15 protein-coding genes are annotated in these 14,658 nt (G+C 64.1%); 8 read left to right on the top strand and 7 right to left on the bottom strand.

The window, feature by feature from the left end; translation table 11 throughout:
• The first annotated feature begins 165 nt into the window (after positions 1-165).
• Positions 166-615 (top strand): azurin, encoded by a 450-nt coding sequence (azu, locus tag ACZ2IA_RS13280; protein ID WP_470293063.1) that lies wholly within the window; start codon positions 166-168, stop codon positions 613-615.
• Between the two features lie 105 nt (positions 616-720).
• Here the strand turns inward: azu and ACZ2IA_RS13275 are convergent, their stop codons facing one another.
• The 7 genes from ACZ2IA_RS13275 to ACZ2IA_RS13245 all read right to left on the bottom strand — a co-directional run bounded on the left by ACZ2IA_RS13275 (position 721) and on the right by ACZ2IA_RS13245 (position 9,418).
• A complete protein-coding gene (locus ACZ2IA_RS13275) occupies positions 721-2,133 on the bottom strand; it encodes an OmpP1/FadL family transporter (protein WP_470293062.1) in 1,413 nt (470 codons plus the stop codon).
• 129 nt (positions 2,134-2,262) lie between these two features.
• Entirely contained in the window at positions 2,263-3,339 is a 1,077-nt protein-coding gene (locus ACZ2IA_RS13270; protein WP_470293061.1) for a collagen-like triple helix repeat-containing protein, read from the bottom strand.
• A gap of 855 nt (positions 3,340-4,194) precedes the next feature.
• Complete coding sequence (locus ACZ2IA_RS13265) at positions 4,195-5,286, bottom strand: polyamine ABC transporter substrate-binding protein (protein ID WP_470293060.1); 1,092 nt, start codon at positions 5,284-5,286, stop codon at positions 4,195-4,197.
• Positions 5,287-5,354: 68 nt separating this feature from the next.
• Positions 5,355-6,464: an agmatine deiminase gene (gene aguA, locus ACZ2IA_RS13260; protein WP_470293059.1), complete on the bottom strand. Its 1,110-nt coding sequence runs from the start codon at positions 6,462-6,464 to the stop codon at positions 5,355-5,357.
• Between the two features lie 84 nt (positions 6,465-6,548).
• The gene (locus ACZ2IA_RS13255; protein WP_470293058.1) at positions 6,549-7,469 is read right to left on the bottom strand and encodes a LysR substrate-binding domain-containing protein; all 921 of its coding nucleotides are present in this window, start codon (positions 7,467-7,469) and stop codon (positions 6,549-6,551) included.
• Between the two features lie 8 nt (positions 7,470-7,477).
• On the bottom strand, positions 7,478-8,638 hold the full coding sequence (locus ACZ2IA_RS13250) for an MFS transporter (RefSeq protein ID WP_470293057.1): 1,161 nt from the start codon (positions 8,636-8,638) through the stop codon (positions 7,478-7,480).
• A 246-nt stretch (positions 8,639-8,884) separates the two neighbouring features.
• Positions 8,885-9,418 carry a hypothetical protein gene (locus ACZ2IA_RS13245; RefSeq protein WP_470293056.1) on the bottom strand — a complete coding sequence of 178 codons (534 nt, stop codon included), beginning with the start codon at positions 9,416-9,418 and terminating at the stop codon, positions 8,885-8,887.
• Positions 9,419-9,567: 149 nt separating this feature from the next.
• Here ACZ2IA_RS13245 and ACZ2IA_RS13240 point away from each other — a divergent pair, with 149 nt between their 5' ends.
• The 7 genes from ACZ2IA_RS13240 to ACZ2IA_RS13210 all read left to right on the top strand — a co-directional run bounded on the left by ACZ2IA_RS13240 (position 9,568) and on the right by ACZ2IA_RS13210 (position 14,656).
• The gene (locus ACZ2IA_RS13240; protein ID WP_470293055.1) at positions 9,568-10,020 is read left to right on the top strand and encodes a transporter substrate-binding domain-containing protein; all 453 of its coding nucleotides are present in this window, start codon (positions 9,568-9,570) and stop codon (positions 10,018-10,020) included.
• A 10-nt stretch (positions 10,021-10,030) separates the two neighbouring features.
• On the top strand, positions 10,031-10,381 hold the full coding sequence (locus tag ACZ2IA_RS13235) for a transporter substrate-binding domain-containing protein (RefSeq protein ID WP_470293054.1): 351 nt from the start codon (positions 10,031-10,033) through the stop codon (positions 10,379-10,381).
• A gap of 51 nt (positions 10,382-10,432) precedes the next feature.
• Complete coding sequence (locus ACZ2IA_RS13230) at positions 10,433-10,696, top strand: hypothetical protein (RefSeq protein WP_470293053.1); 264 nt, start codon at positions 10,433-10,435, stop codon at positions 10,694-10,696.
• The gene (locus tag ACZ2IA_RS13225; RefSeq protein WP_470293052.1) at positions 10,696-10,902 is read left to right on the top strand and encodes a hypothetical protein; all 207 of its coding nucleotides are present in this window, start codon (positions 10,696-10,698) and stop codon (positions 10,900-10,902) included. The genes ACZ2IA_RS13230 and ACZ2IA_RS13225 overlap by 1 nt, the downstream gene beginning before the upstream one ends.
• A 216-nt stretch (positions 10,903-11,118) precedes the next feature.
• On the top strand, positions 11,119-13,737 hold the full coding sequence (gyrA, locus tag ACZ2IA_RS13220) for a DNA gyrase subunit A (protein WP_470293051.1): 2,619 nt from the start codon (positions 11,119-11,121) through the stop codon (positions 13,735-13,737).
• A complete protein-coding gene (locus ACZ2IA_RS13215; protein WP_470293050.1) occupies positions 13,734-14,210 on the top strand; it encodes a PaaI family thioesterase in 477 nt (158 codons plus the stop codon). Before gyrA ends, ACZ2IA_RS13215 begins: the two co-directional genes overlap by 4 nt.
• Positions 14,207-14,656, top strand: a complete 450-nt coding sequence (locus ACZ2IA_RS13210) for a PaaI family thioesterase (protein ID WP_470293049.1) — start codon at positions 14,207-14,209, stop codon at positions 14,654-14,656. Before ACZ2IA_RS13215 ends, ACZ2IA_RS13210 begins: the two co-directional genes overlap by 4 nt.
• Positions 14,657-14,658: the final 2 nt, after the last annotated feature.

Here is a 14,658-nt window from a genome sequence, read left to right as displayed (position 1 = left end):
TTGTGACACGGTCAAGAGGTGACATTAATTATGAGAATCAATATCATTGAAGCGACGCACATAGAAATGCGCACTCGGTCGCTCCCACTGCGACCGGACAAGATCAACTAGACCCATCGGCAGACCGGGCGTCCGCCCGGCTGAATTTGACCTTGGAGACAACTCATGCACCGTAAACTGATCGCCATTGCCTTGCTGACCGCCGCCACCACCCCCGCATTCGCCGCCCAGTGCTCGGCCGATATCGAAGGCACCGACGCCATGCAGTTCAACCTGAAGAACATCGACGTCAGCAAGAGCTGCAAGCAGTTCACCGTGAAACTGAAGCACGCCGGCAAGATGGCCAAGAACATCATGGGTCACAACTGGGTGCTGACCAAGGCGTCCGATGAGGCCGGTGTGATCGCCGACGGCAGCAAGGCGGGGCTCGCCGCCGACTACATCAAAGCCGGCGACAGCCGCGTTATCGCGCACACCAAGGTGGTCGGCGGCGGCGAGACCACCACGGTCACGTTCCCGGTCAGCAAGCTGAAGACCGGCGAGAGCTACGCCTACTTCTGCTCGTTCCCGGGGCACGCCACCCTGATGAAGGGCACGTTGAAGCTGGCCAAGTAACTGTTTGGCTGAAACGAAGTCCCCCGTTTCGGCCAAGCTAGCCTGGCTCGTCAAACAGAACTGGGCGCTCCCGATGGAGCGCCCTCTTTGCATGCTGAAGTCGCGTCACAGCGTTTGCCGCAGCGACACACCGAGGATGTTGGCGCTGCTGTTGGTGTAGGTGCCGTTGAGCGTGCCACCGGTGATCGCCGAACGGTTGTCCGATATTGCCCCGTCCTTGACGAATAGATGGGCGAGGCCGATGTCGAACTGGGTGTTCTTGCTGTAGGCGTAACCGTAGCCGATCGACGCCCAGACCCGGTCGGCGTCGGGGATGCGCGGGTTGCGGTTGGCATCGGTCACCGGCGACGGGTCGAGCGCGGCGCCGAGGCGGAAGGTCTGAGTCTCGTCGTAGCGGTACTCGCCGCCCAGCGCCACTCGGGTGGTGTTGCGCCAGTTCTGCGGCACCACCACGTCGTTCAGGTTCGGGTCGTCGAACTTGATGCGCAGCTCGTTGAAGCGGCTCCAGCGGGTCCACGACACATCGGCCATCACGCTGAAATTGCGCGTCACGTCCTGGTAGTAGCTGAGCGATGCCACTTCGGGCAGGTTCAGCTCGGCCGACACCGCCCGGTTGGTATCGAGGCCCAGCGCACCGAACTGAACGCGCGCGTTGCCCTTGAGGTTCTGCTTGATGTTGGAGTGGTAGGCGACCCCCAGCCGTGCCGTATCGCCGAACTTCATCAGCGCACCCAGGTTGTAGCCGTAGCCGAAGCTGTCCATCTTCACCGTCACCTTGCCGTCGGTGTTCGGCAGCAGGCCGCCGACCGGCGCCAGCACGTTGTTGACGATGGTACAGATCGACTCGAAACCCAGGTTACACGGCAACAGCGAGCTGGCCAGCGCCGATGGGTCGATCCCCAGCCCGATCGCGCTGCTGAAGTTGGCGGTGGCGTAGTTGACGATCGGCCCGCCGCCGATCGACAACGAATCGGTCAGCTTCACCGAGATCGCCGGGTTCAGGTTGACGGTCTTCAAGTCGGTCTTGATCGCTTGGTAGCGGCCGACCCAGCTGTCGTCGTAATGGGTCGGCAGGCCGTAAGGGGCGTACAGCCCGACGCCGACGGTGACCTTGTCGTTCAGCTGATGGGTGGCAAAACTGGCCGCGATCGGGACGAAGCCCCCCGGGTTACCGCCGTCGTTGCCGTTGACCTTGCCGCCGACGATATTGGTCGAGCCGCTGTCGGTGTACTTGGTCGTGGCGTAGATACCGACGAAGGTGCCGGAAATCTGCGTATTGAGCAGCGAGGACATCCCCGCCGGGTTGCTGGCGATGGTGCTCGGGTCATTGGCGGCGGCGCCGTCGGCGTGCGATAGGCCGATACCGGCAGCGCTGTTCTCGGTGACCTGAAAGCCCGAGCCGTAGGCGCTGGAGGCGAGCAGGCCGGCACCGACGAGCAGGCCGCCGGCCCGCGCCACCTTGCTGAATCTCCCCTTGTATTCGCTACCGCTTCGTCTTGTTCTTGTCGGTTTTCCCATCGATTTCTCCTCTCGAAGCGTTGCGCTTCTCGTTGTTGTTGTGTGCCCCTTGGAGCGGTACTGCCTAACGGCCGTGGCAACCGGCGTTCGGCCGACTAACCGGTCGCCACGGCACTGTTATTTGCTCGATTACTTGCCCAGCGCCGGCAGCCCACCGCCGGTCGGCAGACTGCCGAGCAGCGTGGTCACCGGCGCCAGCGGGTTGCTGCTATCACCGCTGCCTTGCTTGTCGGTCTTGAGCACGGAGAGCGGGCTGCCGCCACTACCGCCGCCCACCGGCAGGTTGCCGAGCGCGCCTGTCAGCGGGGCCAGCGGGCCGCCGGCGGTACTAGTGGACAACACGCTAAGCGGATTGGCCGGCGCGCTGTCGCCTTTGCCGTTGACCAGGCCGCCGGTACTGGCCACCAGCGCACCGGTCGCACCGATCACGTTGCCGACGTCCTTGCCGAGCACGTTGCCGGACGCGCCGCCGACCTGGCTGCCTGCGCTCGACAGCGCACCGCCCACCGTGCCGAGCGCCGCGGCGACCGGTTGGCCGAGCGTAGTGGCCGCACCGACGCTCTGTGTGGTCTGCACCAGCGTGCCGACCGCCGGGGTGACGGCGCTGCTGAGCGACTGAGTCGCCGCGGCCGCCGGCCCGCTGGTCAGGCTGAGCGTGGCGAGGGTGCCGCCGGCCGTTACCGACTTGCCGATATTGCTGACCTCGGCCCCCAGCGGCGCGGTCACCGGGCTGAGCGGCTGCAGCGGGCTGCCCGACGCGCTCAGGTCGGTAACGAACTGGCCGGCGCTATTGACCGTATTGCCGACATTCACCACGGCGGCGCCGACGCTGCCGGCGGTGGTACCGATCGGGTTCTGGGTATTGCCCATCTGACCGACGCCATTAGTCAGGCCGTTGCCGAGCGTCTTGATCGTGTCACCGACCCCCGACACGGTATTGCCCAGGTCCTTTTGCGCGGCCGAGGTGCCGGGGATCACCGTTGGGCCGCTGCCGATCTGGCTGCCGGCGTCGGAGACGGTTTGCCCGGTGGCACTGACCACACCGCCCGCGCTGCCGGCAGTACTGGCCGCCGGTGCAGCGCGGCTGGTGTTGCTGGCGTGCCCGGCGCTACCGCTGCCGGTCGACGAACAGCCGGCGATCAGCAGGGCGGCGCACAGTGCCGACAACGTCCCAATAGGGCCCCGGGTGGTGAACAGAGTCTTCATATCGATCTACCTCGTGCTGGATGAACCACAAGTCGTAAACCCTGAGCACTGCCGAGCGCTCAGGGGGCCGGCCTCGACCGTCAGACTGGGCTGCGGCGGGCCTGACACCAATCGCCAGCTGGGCAGGCATTGATGGTGATCCGGATCGGTGGAAACGTTGGCCGAAAGGCGCCGGCCCCAAGCCGCACAGCGACCCGGCGGACCGACATGGCCGAATAGGGGAAGAAAAGGACAAGCTTGCTGGCGCCCTTGAGCGCCGCATGGCATGCCGATTCAATGAGGAAAGCAACACGGTCATTCCGTGTCGTTTTATTTTGATGTAAAAGCATCTTGCCCCCGTCCGCGACTTCTATTCGTTCTTCTTTCAGAAATATGAATCATGCTTATCCAAAATCCAGAAAAATAAAACGCCCGTTCCAATCGTGAAAATGGACGAAAGCGGGCAGATTTAGTCAGCACAAGGCATTGCGGCGGATCGGGTCGGAAAGTCGTGCGACAAACGGTCGTTCTAGATGGGTAAAGTGACGGACAAAACGGGTCAGCGGGCAGGGCGGCGCAGAGGGAAATGGTGGCTGGCCGGGCGGCACACCCGGCCATGGAGAGGGCCGACTTTCCCCCGAGCTCTGATCTTTTGTCAGAGCCGGGTCTGCAGCCGCTGGATATCGGGCGAAGTGGCTTGCTGCAAAAAACTTGCTTTCAGCGTAGCGTCGGGCTGGTGCCTCGACCGCCAGACTAGGCATCGCCGAGGTCACCGCGTTGGTGACGACGGCGGCCACCTTGGGGCGCATCAGGCCGTCTTGGGGATCATCATGCCGGGTCGATTCCCGACGCTGCGCCCCCGCGTGGGCGGCCGACTCAGCGGTCAGTCTTCAACTGGGTCCACAGCCGATTTTCCAGCCGCTTGATCTCGAACGGCAGCGGCTGCAGCAGGAACAGCGTCTTCATCACCGCCTCGGGCGGGTAGATGGTCGGGTCGCTGACGAACTCGGGTTTCACGTATTGCTTGGCCGGCACGTTGGCGGTCGGGTAGTACACCTTGTTGGTGATCTCGGCGTTCACCTGCGGGCCCTCGATGTAGTTGATCCAGCGCAGCGCCGCGTCCGGGTTGGGCGCGTCCTTCGGAATCACCATCATGTCGAAGCCGATCGGCGCGCCGCTCTTCGGGATCACGAAGCTGATCTTGTAGTTCCTGTGCGCCTCGGCGGCACGGTGGCGGGCGATATTGACGTCGCCGGAGTAGCCGACCGCGAAGCAGATGTCGCCGTTGGCCAGGTCATTGATATAGCCGGACGAGTTGAACTGGGTGACGTAGGGGCGGATTTTCTTCAGCAGCTCGAACGCCGCCTGGTAATCGGCCGGGTTCTTGCTGTTCGGGTCTTTGTGCAGGTAGTGCAGCACGATCGGCAGCACGTCGGACGGCTCGTCCAGCACCGACACGCCACAGCCCTTGAGTTTGGCGAGGTTCTTGGTGTCGAACAACAGGTCCCAATTGTCGAGCGGCGCGTCGTTGCCGAGCGCGGCCTTCACCTTGGTGACGTTGACGCCCAGCCCGTTGATCACCCATGCCCACGGCACGCCGTACTTGTTGCCCGGGTCGGCGCCGGCCACCAGCTTCATCAGGGCGGGGTCGAGGTTGGCAAGGTTGGGCAGCTTGCTCTTGTCGAGCTTCTGGTAGATGCCGGCGTCGATCTGGCGAGCCATGAAGTTGGACGACGGCACCACCACGTCGTAGCCGGCCTTGCCGGTGAGCATCTTGGCCTGCAGCGTGTCGTTGCTGTCGTATACGTCGTACTTGACCTTGATGCCGGTCTCTTTCTCGAACTGTTGGACGGTCTGGTCGCCGATGTAGTCGGACCAGTTGTAGACGTTGAGTACGTTGCTCGCGGCAAGCGCCTGGCTGCACAGGCCGGCAAGGCCCAGGGCGACGGCTAGGAAACGGATGTTCATCTGTTGCTCCTTTGCATGGAGGAGGTCAGTCGTGGCTTGGCCGAACTCGGCTCAACGGCATACTCGGTTCAACGGCACTGGGCCGCGTACTGTGGCGAGGTGATGCAGGCGATGTTGCCGCCGCCGAGCAGGATCTCGCGCGTATTGGGAATGCCGATGACGCGGTGCTGCGGGAACAAGTCGGCCAGCAATTGCTGCGCCGGCTGGTCGTTCGGGTCGCCGAATTCCGGCATCACCACCACGCTATTGCCGACGTAGTAGTTGATGTACGAGGCGCAGATCTGCGTGCCGGCCACCCGTGGCAGCGCCGCGTCGCCGTGGTCTAGCCCGGCGGCCTCGTCGGCGCGCCAGACAAGCGGGGCCGGCGCGTGCATCTTGTGGATCTTCAGCTTGCGGCCCTGCGCGTCGAGGGTGGAGGACAGGATCGCGTAGGCCTCCTGGTAGATCTCGCGCTGCGGGTCGGCCGGGTCGTCGCTCCACTGCATCACCACCTCGCCGGGGCGCACGAAGCAGGCAAGATCGTCGATATGGCCATCGGTCTCGTCGAACTTGCAGCCGCGCGGCAGCCAGATCACCTGCTCGGCGCCCAGGTAGTCGCACAGCATTTGGGTGACGTGCTCCTTACCGAGGTGGCCGTTGCGGTTGGGATTGAGCAGGCACTGCTCGGTGGTCAGCAAGGTACCCTGGCCGTCGCTCTGGATGCCGCCCATCTCGGCGATCAGCGGACAGCGGTAGCGCGCGGTGCGCTCGGCCTCGAGGATTTTCTGCGCGATCTGCTCATCCTTGTCCCACGGGAAGTAGATGCCGCCGTCGAAGCCGCCGTAGGCGTTGAAGCGGAACTGCACGCCGCGCACCTCGCCGCTGGTGTCGTTGAGCAGCCAGGCCGGCCCGGTGTCGCGAAACCAGCTGTCGTTCAGCGTCATTTCCAGCACGCGGACGTGGGCGGGCAGGCGGGCGCGGGCGTTCTGGTACTGGCTGGCCGAGGCACAGACGGTGACCGGCTCGCTGTCGGCAATGGCACTGACGATGTCGACCCAGACTTGCTGCGCCGGTTTGGCGCCGTTGCGCCAGACGTCGGCGCGCTCCGGCCAGCCGAGCCAGCAGCCGGCCTTGGTTTCGAATTCGCCAGGCAGGCGAAAGCCGTCGTGGCGGGGAAGGGTGGTCAGCGTTGCGGCCATCGGGTACTCCAGTCGGGTGGGGCGGCCCGGGAATCGGGCCGGCATGACTGGATGCTAGGGTGAGATTTTCTGCTCGACTAACGATCAAATTTCCGCAATCGGTGAATTTATTTCACACAATAGCGGCACCAGCGCGGCAAAGCCGAGGAAGGCCTCCAGGCGAGGGTCGTCGGCCTTGCGTCGCTCGGCTACCAGGCAATAGTTGCCGGGCGAGGGCACCGCGCCGCGAAATGGCCGCACCAACCGACCGCTGCGCAGCTCATCGCCGGCGATCAGCACATCGCCTAGCGCCACACCGCCCTGATGCAGCGCCGCCTCGATGGTCAGCCCGGAGTGGGCAAAGTGCAGATTGCGCACCGGCTTAGGCAAACGCGGCGCGTGCGCGCCGAGCCAGCTCGCCCAGGTCTTGCCGTCCAGGTCGTCGTGCAGCAGGCGGTGCTGCAGCAGGTCGCGGGGCTGGCGCAGCGCGTGCTCGCCCTGCAGCAGGCCGGGGTGGCAGACCGGGAAGAATTCGATCGCCCGAAACGGCGCCACCCGGTAGCGCGACCAGTCGGTGGCGTCGAGCTGGTAGAGCAGGGTGATGTCGGCCGCCGGATTAACCTCGCGCGCGTCGCTGTCATGCAGCAGCAACTGCACCGTCACCTCCGGAAAGCGCTCGGCAAACTCGCAGACCAGCCGGGTCAATAACCGGTGCGCCAGCTCCGGCGGCGCCGATACCGCCAGCACCCCGCTCATCCCCGGCTGTACCGCATCGAGACAGGCGTCGGCGACGATATCGAGCGCCTGCTGCACCGCCCCGAGCAGCCGGGTGCCGGCCGGGGTCAGCTGGCTGAAGCGGCCGCGCTTCTCGAACAGCGCGACGCCCAACGACTCCTCCAGACTGCGCACCTGGTGGCTGATCGCGCTGTGCGTGACGCACAGCTCCTCGGCCGCCCGGCCGAAGTGGCCATGGCGGGCGGCGGCCTCGAAGGCTTTCAGCGCGGTGAGCGGTGGCAGTTTGCGCATGGTCGTACTCAGGCCGTGGCCAGCCGGCTCCTGCCGGGCAGGCGGATCGAATAGTGGATGGTCGGCACGGCCAGCACCACCACGCCTGCGCCAATCCAGGCGTTGTAGCCGAGCGGCAGCCGCCCCACCGCCAGCCCACCGATGGCCGAGCCCATCGCCAGCCCCAGGTGGATCGCGGTCAGGTTCAGGCCCAGCTGGATGCCGGCGGTCTCAGGCGAGCTGACCGTGATGTAGTGTTGCACCGACGGCGTACCCCCCCACGACGTCATGCCCCACAGCAGTATCACCGGCACCAGCAGCCACAGCGAGCCGGTCGACAACGGCAGCAGGAATAACGAGGCAGCCAGCAGCGAACCGGCCACCAGCGCGCTTTGCCCACCGCCCCAGCGGTCGCTGCTGTAGCCGCCGAGCCAGCCGCCGGACATGCCGGCAGCGCCGAATAACAGGTAGATCACGCTCGCCTGCTGCGGGCCGATTCCGGCCACTTGCTCCAGGAACGGCGCGAGGAAGGCGTACATCGTGAAGTGTCCCCACATCAAGAGCATGGTGACCGCGTGAGCGCTCAGCAGCTTGGCGTCGCGCAGCGTACGCAGCTGCTGGCGCAGCGGCACCGCACCACGGCCAGGCAGATGCGGCAGCCAGGCGATCACGCCGAATGCACAGACCACCGTCAAGCCCATCTCCAACAGGTAGTTGGCGCGCCAGCCAAAACCGGCGGTCACCATGATGCCGAGCGGAATCCCGACCACCACCGCGCAACTGACTCCCATCGCACAGATCGCGATGGCCCGGCCACGAAACGCCGGTTCGGCCAACTGTGCCGCCAACGCGAAGGCGATCGCCGACATCAGCCCGCCGCTGGCCGCCTGCACTCCTCGCGCCACCATGCTCGACAGGTAGTCCGGCGCCAGCGCCGACCAGAGACAGGACAGGGAAAAGATCGCCAGTGCGCTCAGGAACACCTTCTTGCGCTCGAAGCGCGCGGTGACCGCCTGCAACACCGGCGCCGAGACGGCGAACACCAGGGAAAAGATGCCGAGCATCTGCCCGGCGGCGCTGATCGAGACATTCAGGTCGCGGGAAATCGGCTCGAGGATGCCGGCCGGGACGACCTCGACACACCCCATCACGAAGTTGACGAACGCCAACAGGTAGATCCGTTTGTCCATTGCTCCAGTTTGTCCGGCTGACTGCACTTGTCACGCCACCATGGCATCTCCCAAGCGGGCCCGCGCTCCGACCTTTTTACCGGATTGCATGCGGCTTGGCGATACTAAGAACAAAAGCATAATTAAGAACCAAAACCAACCCCGTTCAAATGCGCCCATGAAAAACGGCGCCAGGCTAGCCGATCGGGCTGCGTGGCGCCGTGCAGAGCGAGTTCGGCCAACCTTTGCGGTGGCCGGCCTGCGGGCTCAGTGCTTCTTGTGCTTCTTGGTGTGCTTCACCGGCTTGCCGTGGTGGGCTTTGCTGGCCGGCTTCTTGGTCTTGGCCTGGTGCTTGGCCTTTTTTGCGACCGGCTTGGCCGCCTTGGCGTGCTTGGCCGGCCGGGTCGTCGCCTTGGTACCGGCTTTGCCGTGCACCTTCTTCGCTGTCGATTTCTTGGCGAGGTGTTTCGGCACACTCACCTTGGCGGCATGGCGGCTGGCCTTGGCCGGATGACGGGTCTTGGCAGCCGACTTGCCGTGGCGTGTAGCGGCCTTGGCGTGCTTCGCCGGCCGGGTCGACGATTTCGCCGCCGCATGGCGGCTGCGGCTCGGGGTGCTGGTCTGGCTCGGCGCCTGGCTTAGCGTGTAACTCTGGACGGCGGGAGCCAGGGCAGCGGGTCGCTGCTTGACCGGACGGCTCGGCTGGAAATCGCCCGGCAGCGGGGCATCTTCCGGGTCGGCGTGCGCTGGCAGCACCAGTGCGAAGCCGAGCGTCAGCGCCGTTAATAGTTTGAAATACATAAGCAAAAAACCGGCTCGAAATATGTCAAAAAAATAATGGATATCCTATCCATTTGTTAAGTCGCGAATGCGCTGGATATATTACCTTCAGGGTCCACGCTGTCGATAGAAAAACAAGCAACCAACAGAATGTTAAGGAGAAACCGGCCATGATGACGCCATCCAGACGTACCCTGCTTGTCGGGCTGCTGCTGACTGCCGTGGCATTGGCCGGTTGCGGCAAGAAGCATGAAGCACCGGCGCCGGCCGGTGGCGGTGCTCCGGCCGGCGCCGGTGGCGTGAAGGAATATGTGGTCGGCACCGACGCCGCCTACGCACCGTTCGAACTCCAGAACGACAAGAGCGAGGTGATCGGTTTCACCGTCGACATCCTCAACGCGGTAGCGGACAAGGGCGGCTTCAAGGTCAAGTTCGTCAACACCCCGTGGGAGGGCATTTTTGCCACCCTGCAGCAAGGTGACCGGGACATCGTCGCCTCGTCGGTCACCATCACCGACGAACGCAAGCAGAGCATGGACTTCTTCGAGCCGTACTTCAAAGCACGCCAGCTGATCGCCGTCGGCAAGAGCAACACCGGCATCAAGACCTTCCAGGACCTGTAAGGACAAGAAAGTGGCGGTACAGATCGGCACGACCGGTGACGAGGTGGTACAGAAACTGCTCGGCAAGACCAACCCGAACATCAAGCGCTTCGAGAGCATGCCACTGGCACTCAAGGAACTCGAAAACGGCGTTGTCGACGCCACGGTCGGCGACAACGGTGTGGTGCAGAACTACGTGAAGAACAACACCACCTCGCTCGCCACCGCGAAAGACCAGAAGAGCTTCAACCCCGAGTTCTACGGCTTTGCCGTAAAGAAGGGCAACCATGAGGTGCTCGACAAGATCAACAAGGGCATCAAGGCAATCAAGTCTGGCGGTACCTACGACACAATCTACAAGAAACACTTCGGCAGCAAGTAAGCGTGACCGGCCCGGTTCCCGAACCGGGCCGTTTGCTTTGGGGTTAAGGCCATGGATTTCCGTTTCGGCATGATCATCGAGTATCTTCCGCTGTCCGTCTCCGGGCTGAAGATGACTCTGCTGATTACCGTGATCGCCGTGGTGCTTGGCACGCTGATCGGTCTCTTTGATGGGCATGGCGCGACTGGCGCAGGCCAAGCACGGCTGGAGCAAGCACCTGCTCAAGCTCCTGGTGCGTTGGCCGTCGACCGCTTACGTCACCTTTTTCCGCGGCCCCCTCTTTCGTTCAAATCCTGCTGGTGCACTTCGCACTGATGCCGACATTGATCCATTCGAATGACGGCCTGTTGATCAGCGATCCACTGGCGATCGAGCTGCGCCAGGACTACGGCGCCTTCCTGTCCGGCCTGGCCGAGATGACGTTTGCCGCGCGCACCGTGGCCGGCGTGTATTCGCGCTACTGGGAGCCGTACCTGACGATTTCCTTCCTGTACCTGGCGATGACGCTGCTGATGGCCTAGGGTATCGGTCATCTGGAAAAACGTTACCAAGTGGCGTCGCGCTGACCGGCGCAACGTCATGCTGCTGCACGGGGTCGGCCAACGCCGACCCCGTTTCTTTTATGCGAACGACAAGCGCCGAATGGCCCGTGCACACCACACTCATCGCCCTGCGCTCGGGGTGGCTGTCGTGGTAGAATCCACGGTATTTGCCATTGAAAGCAGCCAAGACAACTCATGACAGATCAGTTTTTCGCCAAAGAAACGATTCCGATTAGTCTGGAAGAGGAAATGCGCCGCTCCTACCTCGATTACGCAATGAGCGTGATCGTCGGACGGGCACTTCCGGATGTGCGCGATGGCCTCAAACCGGTCCACCGTCGGGTACTGTTCGCGATGCACGAACTGTCCAACGACTGGAACCGCGCCTACAAGAAATCGGCCCGTATCGTTGGCGACGTGATCGGTAAGTACCACCCGCACGGCGACACCGCGGTATACGACACCATCGTGCGCCTGGCTCAGGACTTTTCGCTGCGCTACCCGCTGGTCGACGGCCAGGGCAACTTCGGTTCGATCGACGGCGACAACGCCGCCGCGATGCGATACACCGAAATCCGCATGGCGCGTATCGCACACGAACTGCTCGCCGACATCGACAAGGAAACCGTCGACTTCGGCCCGAACTACGACGGCTCGGAGCACGAACCGCTGATCATGCCGGCCAAGATCCCGAACCTGCTGATCAACGGCAGCTCCGGCATCGCCGTCGGCATGGCGACCAATATCCCGCCGCACAACCTCAACGAAGTCATCGACGGCTGTCTGGCGCTGCTCGCCAACAGCGAAATGACCATCGACGAGCTGATCGACATCATCCCGGCGCCGGACTTCCCTACCGCCGGCATCATCTACGGCACCGCCGGGGTGAAAGAGGGCTACCGCACCGGCCGCGGCCGCGTGATTATGCGCGCCCGCACCCACACCGAGCCGATCGGCAAGGGCGACCGCGAAGCGATCATCGTCGACGAGATCCCGTATCAGGTGAACAAGTCGCGCCTCTTGGAACGCATCGGCGAGCTGGTGCGCGACAAGCAGATCGAGGGCATTTCCGACCTGCGCGACGAGTCGGACAAGTCCGGCATGCGCGTGGTAATCGAGCTCAAGCGCGGCGAGATGCCGGAAATTGTGCTCAACCACCTGTACAAGCTGACCCAGCTGCAGGACAGTTTCGGCATCAATATGGTGGCATTGGTCGACGGCCAGCCGCGCCTGTTGAACATCAAGCAGATCCTGCAGGAATTCCTGCGCCACCGCCGCGAAGTGGTGACGCGCCGCACGCTGTTCGAACTGAAGAAGGCGCGCGAACGCGGCCATGTGCTCGAAGGCCTGGCGGTGGCGCTGTCGAACGTCGACGAGATCATCGCGCTGATCAAGGCGTCGGCCAACCCGGCCGAGGCGAAGGTCGGCCTGATGGATCGCGAATGGCGTTCGGCGCTGGTTGAAGAGATGCTGTCGCGCGTCGACCCGAGCAAGGCCCGCCCGGACGGCCTGGCCGAAGCGTTCGGCCTGAAGGCCAACGGCTATCGGCTGTCCGAGACGCAGGCCCAGGCGATCCTCGACCTGCGTCTGCAACGCCTGACCGGCCTCGAGCAGGACAAGATCGTCGGCGAATACCGCGAGATCATGGACGTGATCCTCGACCTGATCGACATTCTCGACCGGCCGGAGCGCGTCAACCAGATCATTTCCGACGAACTGAACGCGATCAAGAACCAGTTCGGCGACGCCCGTCGTTCGGAGATCGAGCCGTTCGGCGGCGACATCAATATCGAAGACCTGATTACCCCGCAGGACATGGTCGTGACCATGTCGCACAGCGGTTACATCAAGGCGCAGCCGGTCGGCGACTACCAGTCGCAGCGCCGCGGCGGGCGCGGCAAGCTCGCCGCCGCCACCAAGGACGACGACTTCGTCGAGACGCTGTTCGTCGCCAACACGCACAACTATCTGCTGTGCTTCTCGTCGCGCGGCCGCTGTTACTGGATCAAGGTCTACGACCTGCCGCAGGGTGGCCGTACCAGCCGCGGCAAGCCGATCGTCAACGTGCTGCCGCTGCAGGACGGCGAGAAGATCAACGCGGTGCTGCCGGTGAAGGAATTCCGTGAAGACCAGTACATCTTCATGTGCACCGGCAACGGCACGGTGAAGAAGACCCCGCTGACCGACTTCTCGCGGCCGCGCACCGCCGGCATCATCGCGATCAACCTCGATGAGGACGACAAGCTGATCGGCGTGGCGCTGACCGAAGGCGCCGACCAGGTGATGCTGTTCTCCGACGCCGGCAAGTCGGTGCGTTTCGTCGAAACCGCCGTGCGCCCGATGGGCCGTACCGCCGCCGGCGTGCGCGGCATGATGTTGGCCGAAGGCCAGCAGGTGATCTCGCTGCTCGTCACCAACGACGAGGCGCAGCAGGTACTGACCGCCACCGAAAACGGCTACGGCAAGCGCACCCCGGCCGGCGACTATCGCCTGACCAGCCGTGGCACCCAGGGCGTGATCGCGATCGATACCGGCGAGCGTAACGGCTGCCTGGTGGCGGCGACGCTGGTCGAGGAAACCGACGACGTGATGCTGATCACCACCGGCGGCGTACTGATCCGCACCAAGGTCGCCGAAGTGCGCGAAACCGGCCGGGCCGCGCAGGGCGTGCGCCTGATCAACCTCGACGAGGGCGAAAAGCTGATCGGCCTCGAGAAGGTCGCCGAAGCCGAGAGCGACGACGAGGTCGAACTGACCGAGGGCGGCGAAGCGGAAGGCGAGGGCGGTGACGCCGTCGCGGGCGACGAAGCATGAGCCTGAGCCTGGCGCCGGCCAACCCGGCGGTGTTCGAGGCGCTACGCGAGGTGTTCGTCGGCCTGCCGCATTGCGTGACACTTGGCTTCGAGTACGTCGGCAGCGAAGGGCGCCTGCCGACGCTAAAGGTCGAATGGCGCGACGATCTGGTCGGCAACCCGAGCACCGGGGTGATCCACGGCGGGGTGATCACCTCGCTGGTGGACACCACCAGCGCTATCTCGGTGACCGCCTGCCTGCCAGAATTCGAGACGATCGCCACGCTCGACCTGCGCATCGACTACCTGAAGGCCGCCACGCCGGGCCGTGCGATCTTCTGCCGAGCCGAATGCTACCGGCTGGCGAGCCAGGTCGCGTTCACCCGCGCGGTGTGCTTCCACGACCACCCGGACGATCCGATCGCGCATGGCGTCGCCACGTTCATGCGCGAATCGAGCCCCTTGCCGATGATTCCGCAGGAGGGGCAGCCATGAGCGAATTCATGGAACGTTTTGCCAGAATCCGTGACGAAAAAAGGTACGGGGAGCTAATCGCCACGATCCCATACGCACGGCTGATGGGGGTGGAATTCGGCGAAGACGAGCAGGGTGACCTGGTGTTCTGGCTGCCGTTCTTTGAACGCAACGTCGGCAACACCGTGCTGCCGGCACTGCACGGCGGCCTGATCGGCGGCTTCCTGGAAAACGCCGCGCTGATCCACCTGATGTGGAACCGCGAGTCGCAGGAGGCGCCGAAGATCGTCGACTTCTCGCTAGACTACCTGCGCTCGGGCAAGGCGAAGACGCTGTTCGCCCGATGCGAGATCACCAAGCAGGGCAAGCGCGTCGCGCACGTACTGATTGAAGCCTGGCAGGAAGACCGCGCCAAACCGGTGGCGGTGGCGCGCGCCCACTTCCTGCTGAGCGGCCCGGCGGCCTGAGC

This window comes from Crenobacter sp. CS_VA4, assembly GCF_055597485.1.
The sequence above is the reverse complement of the archived record's forward strand: the minus strand, read 5'-3'. Positions and strand labels throughout refer to the sequence as shown.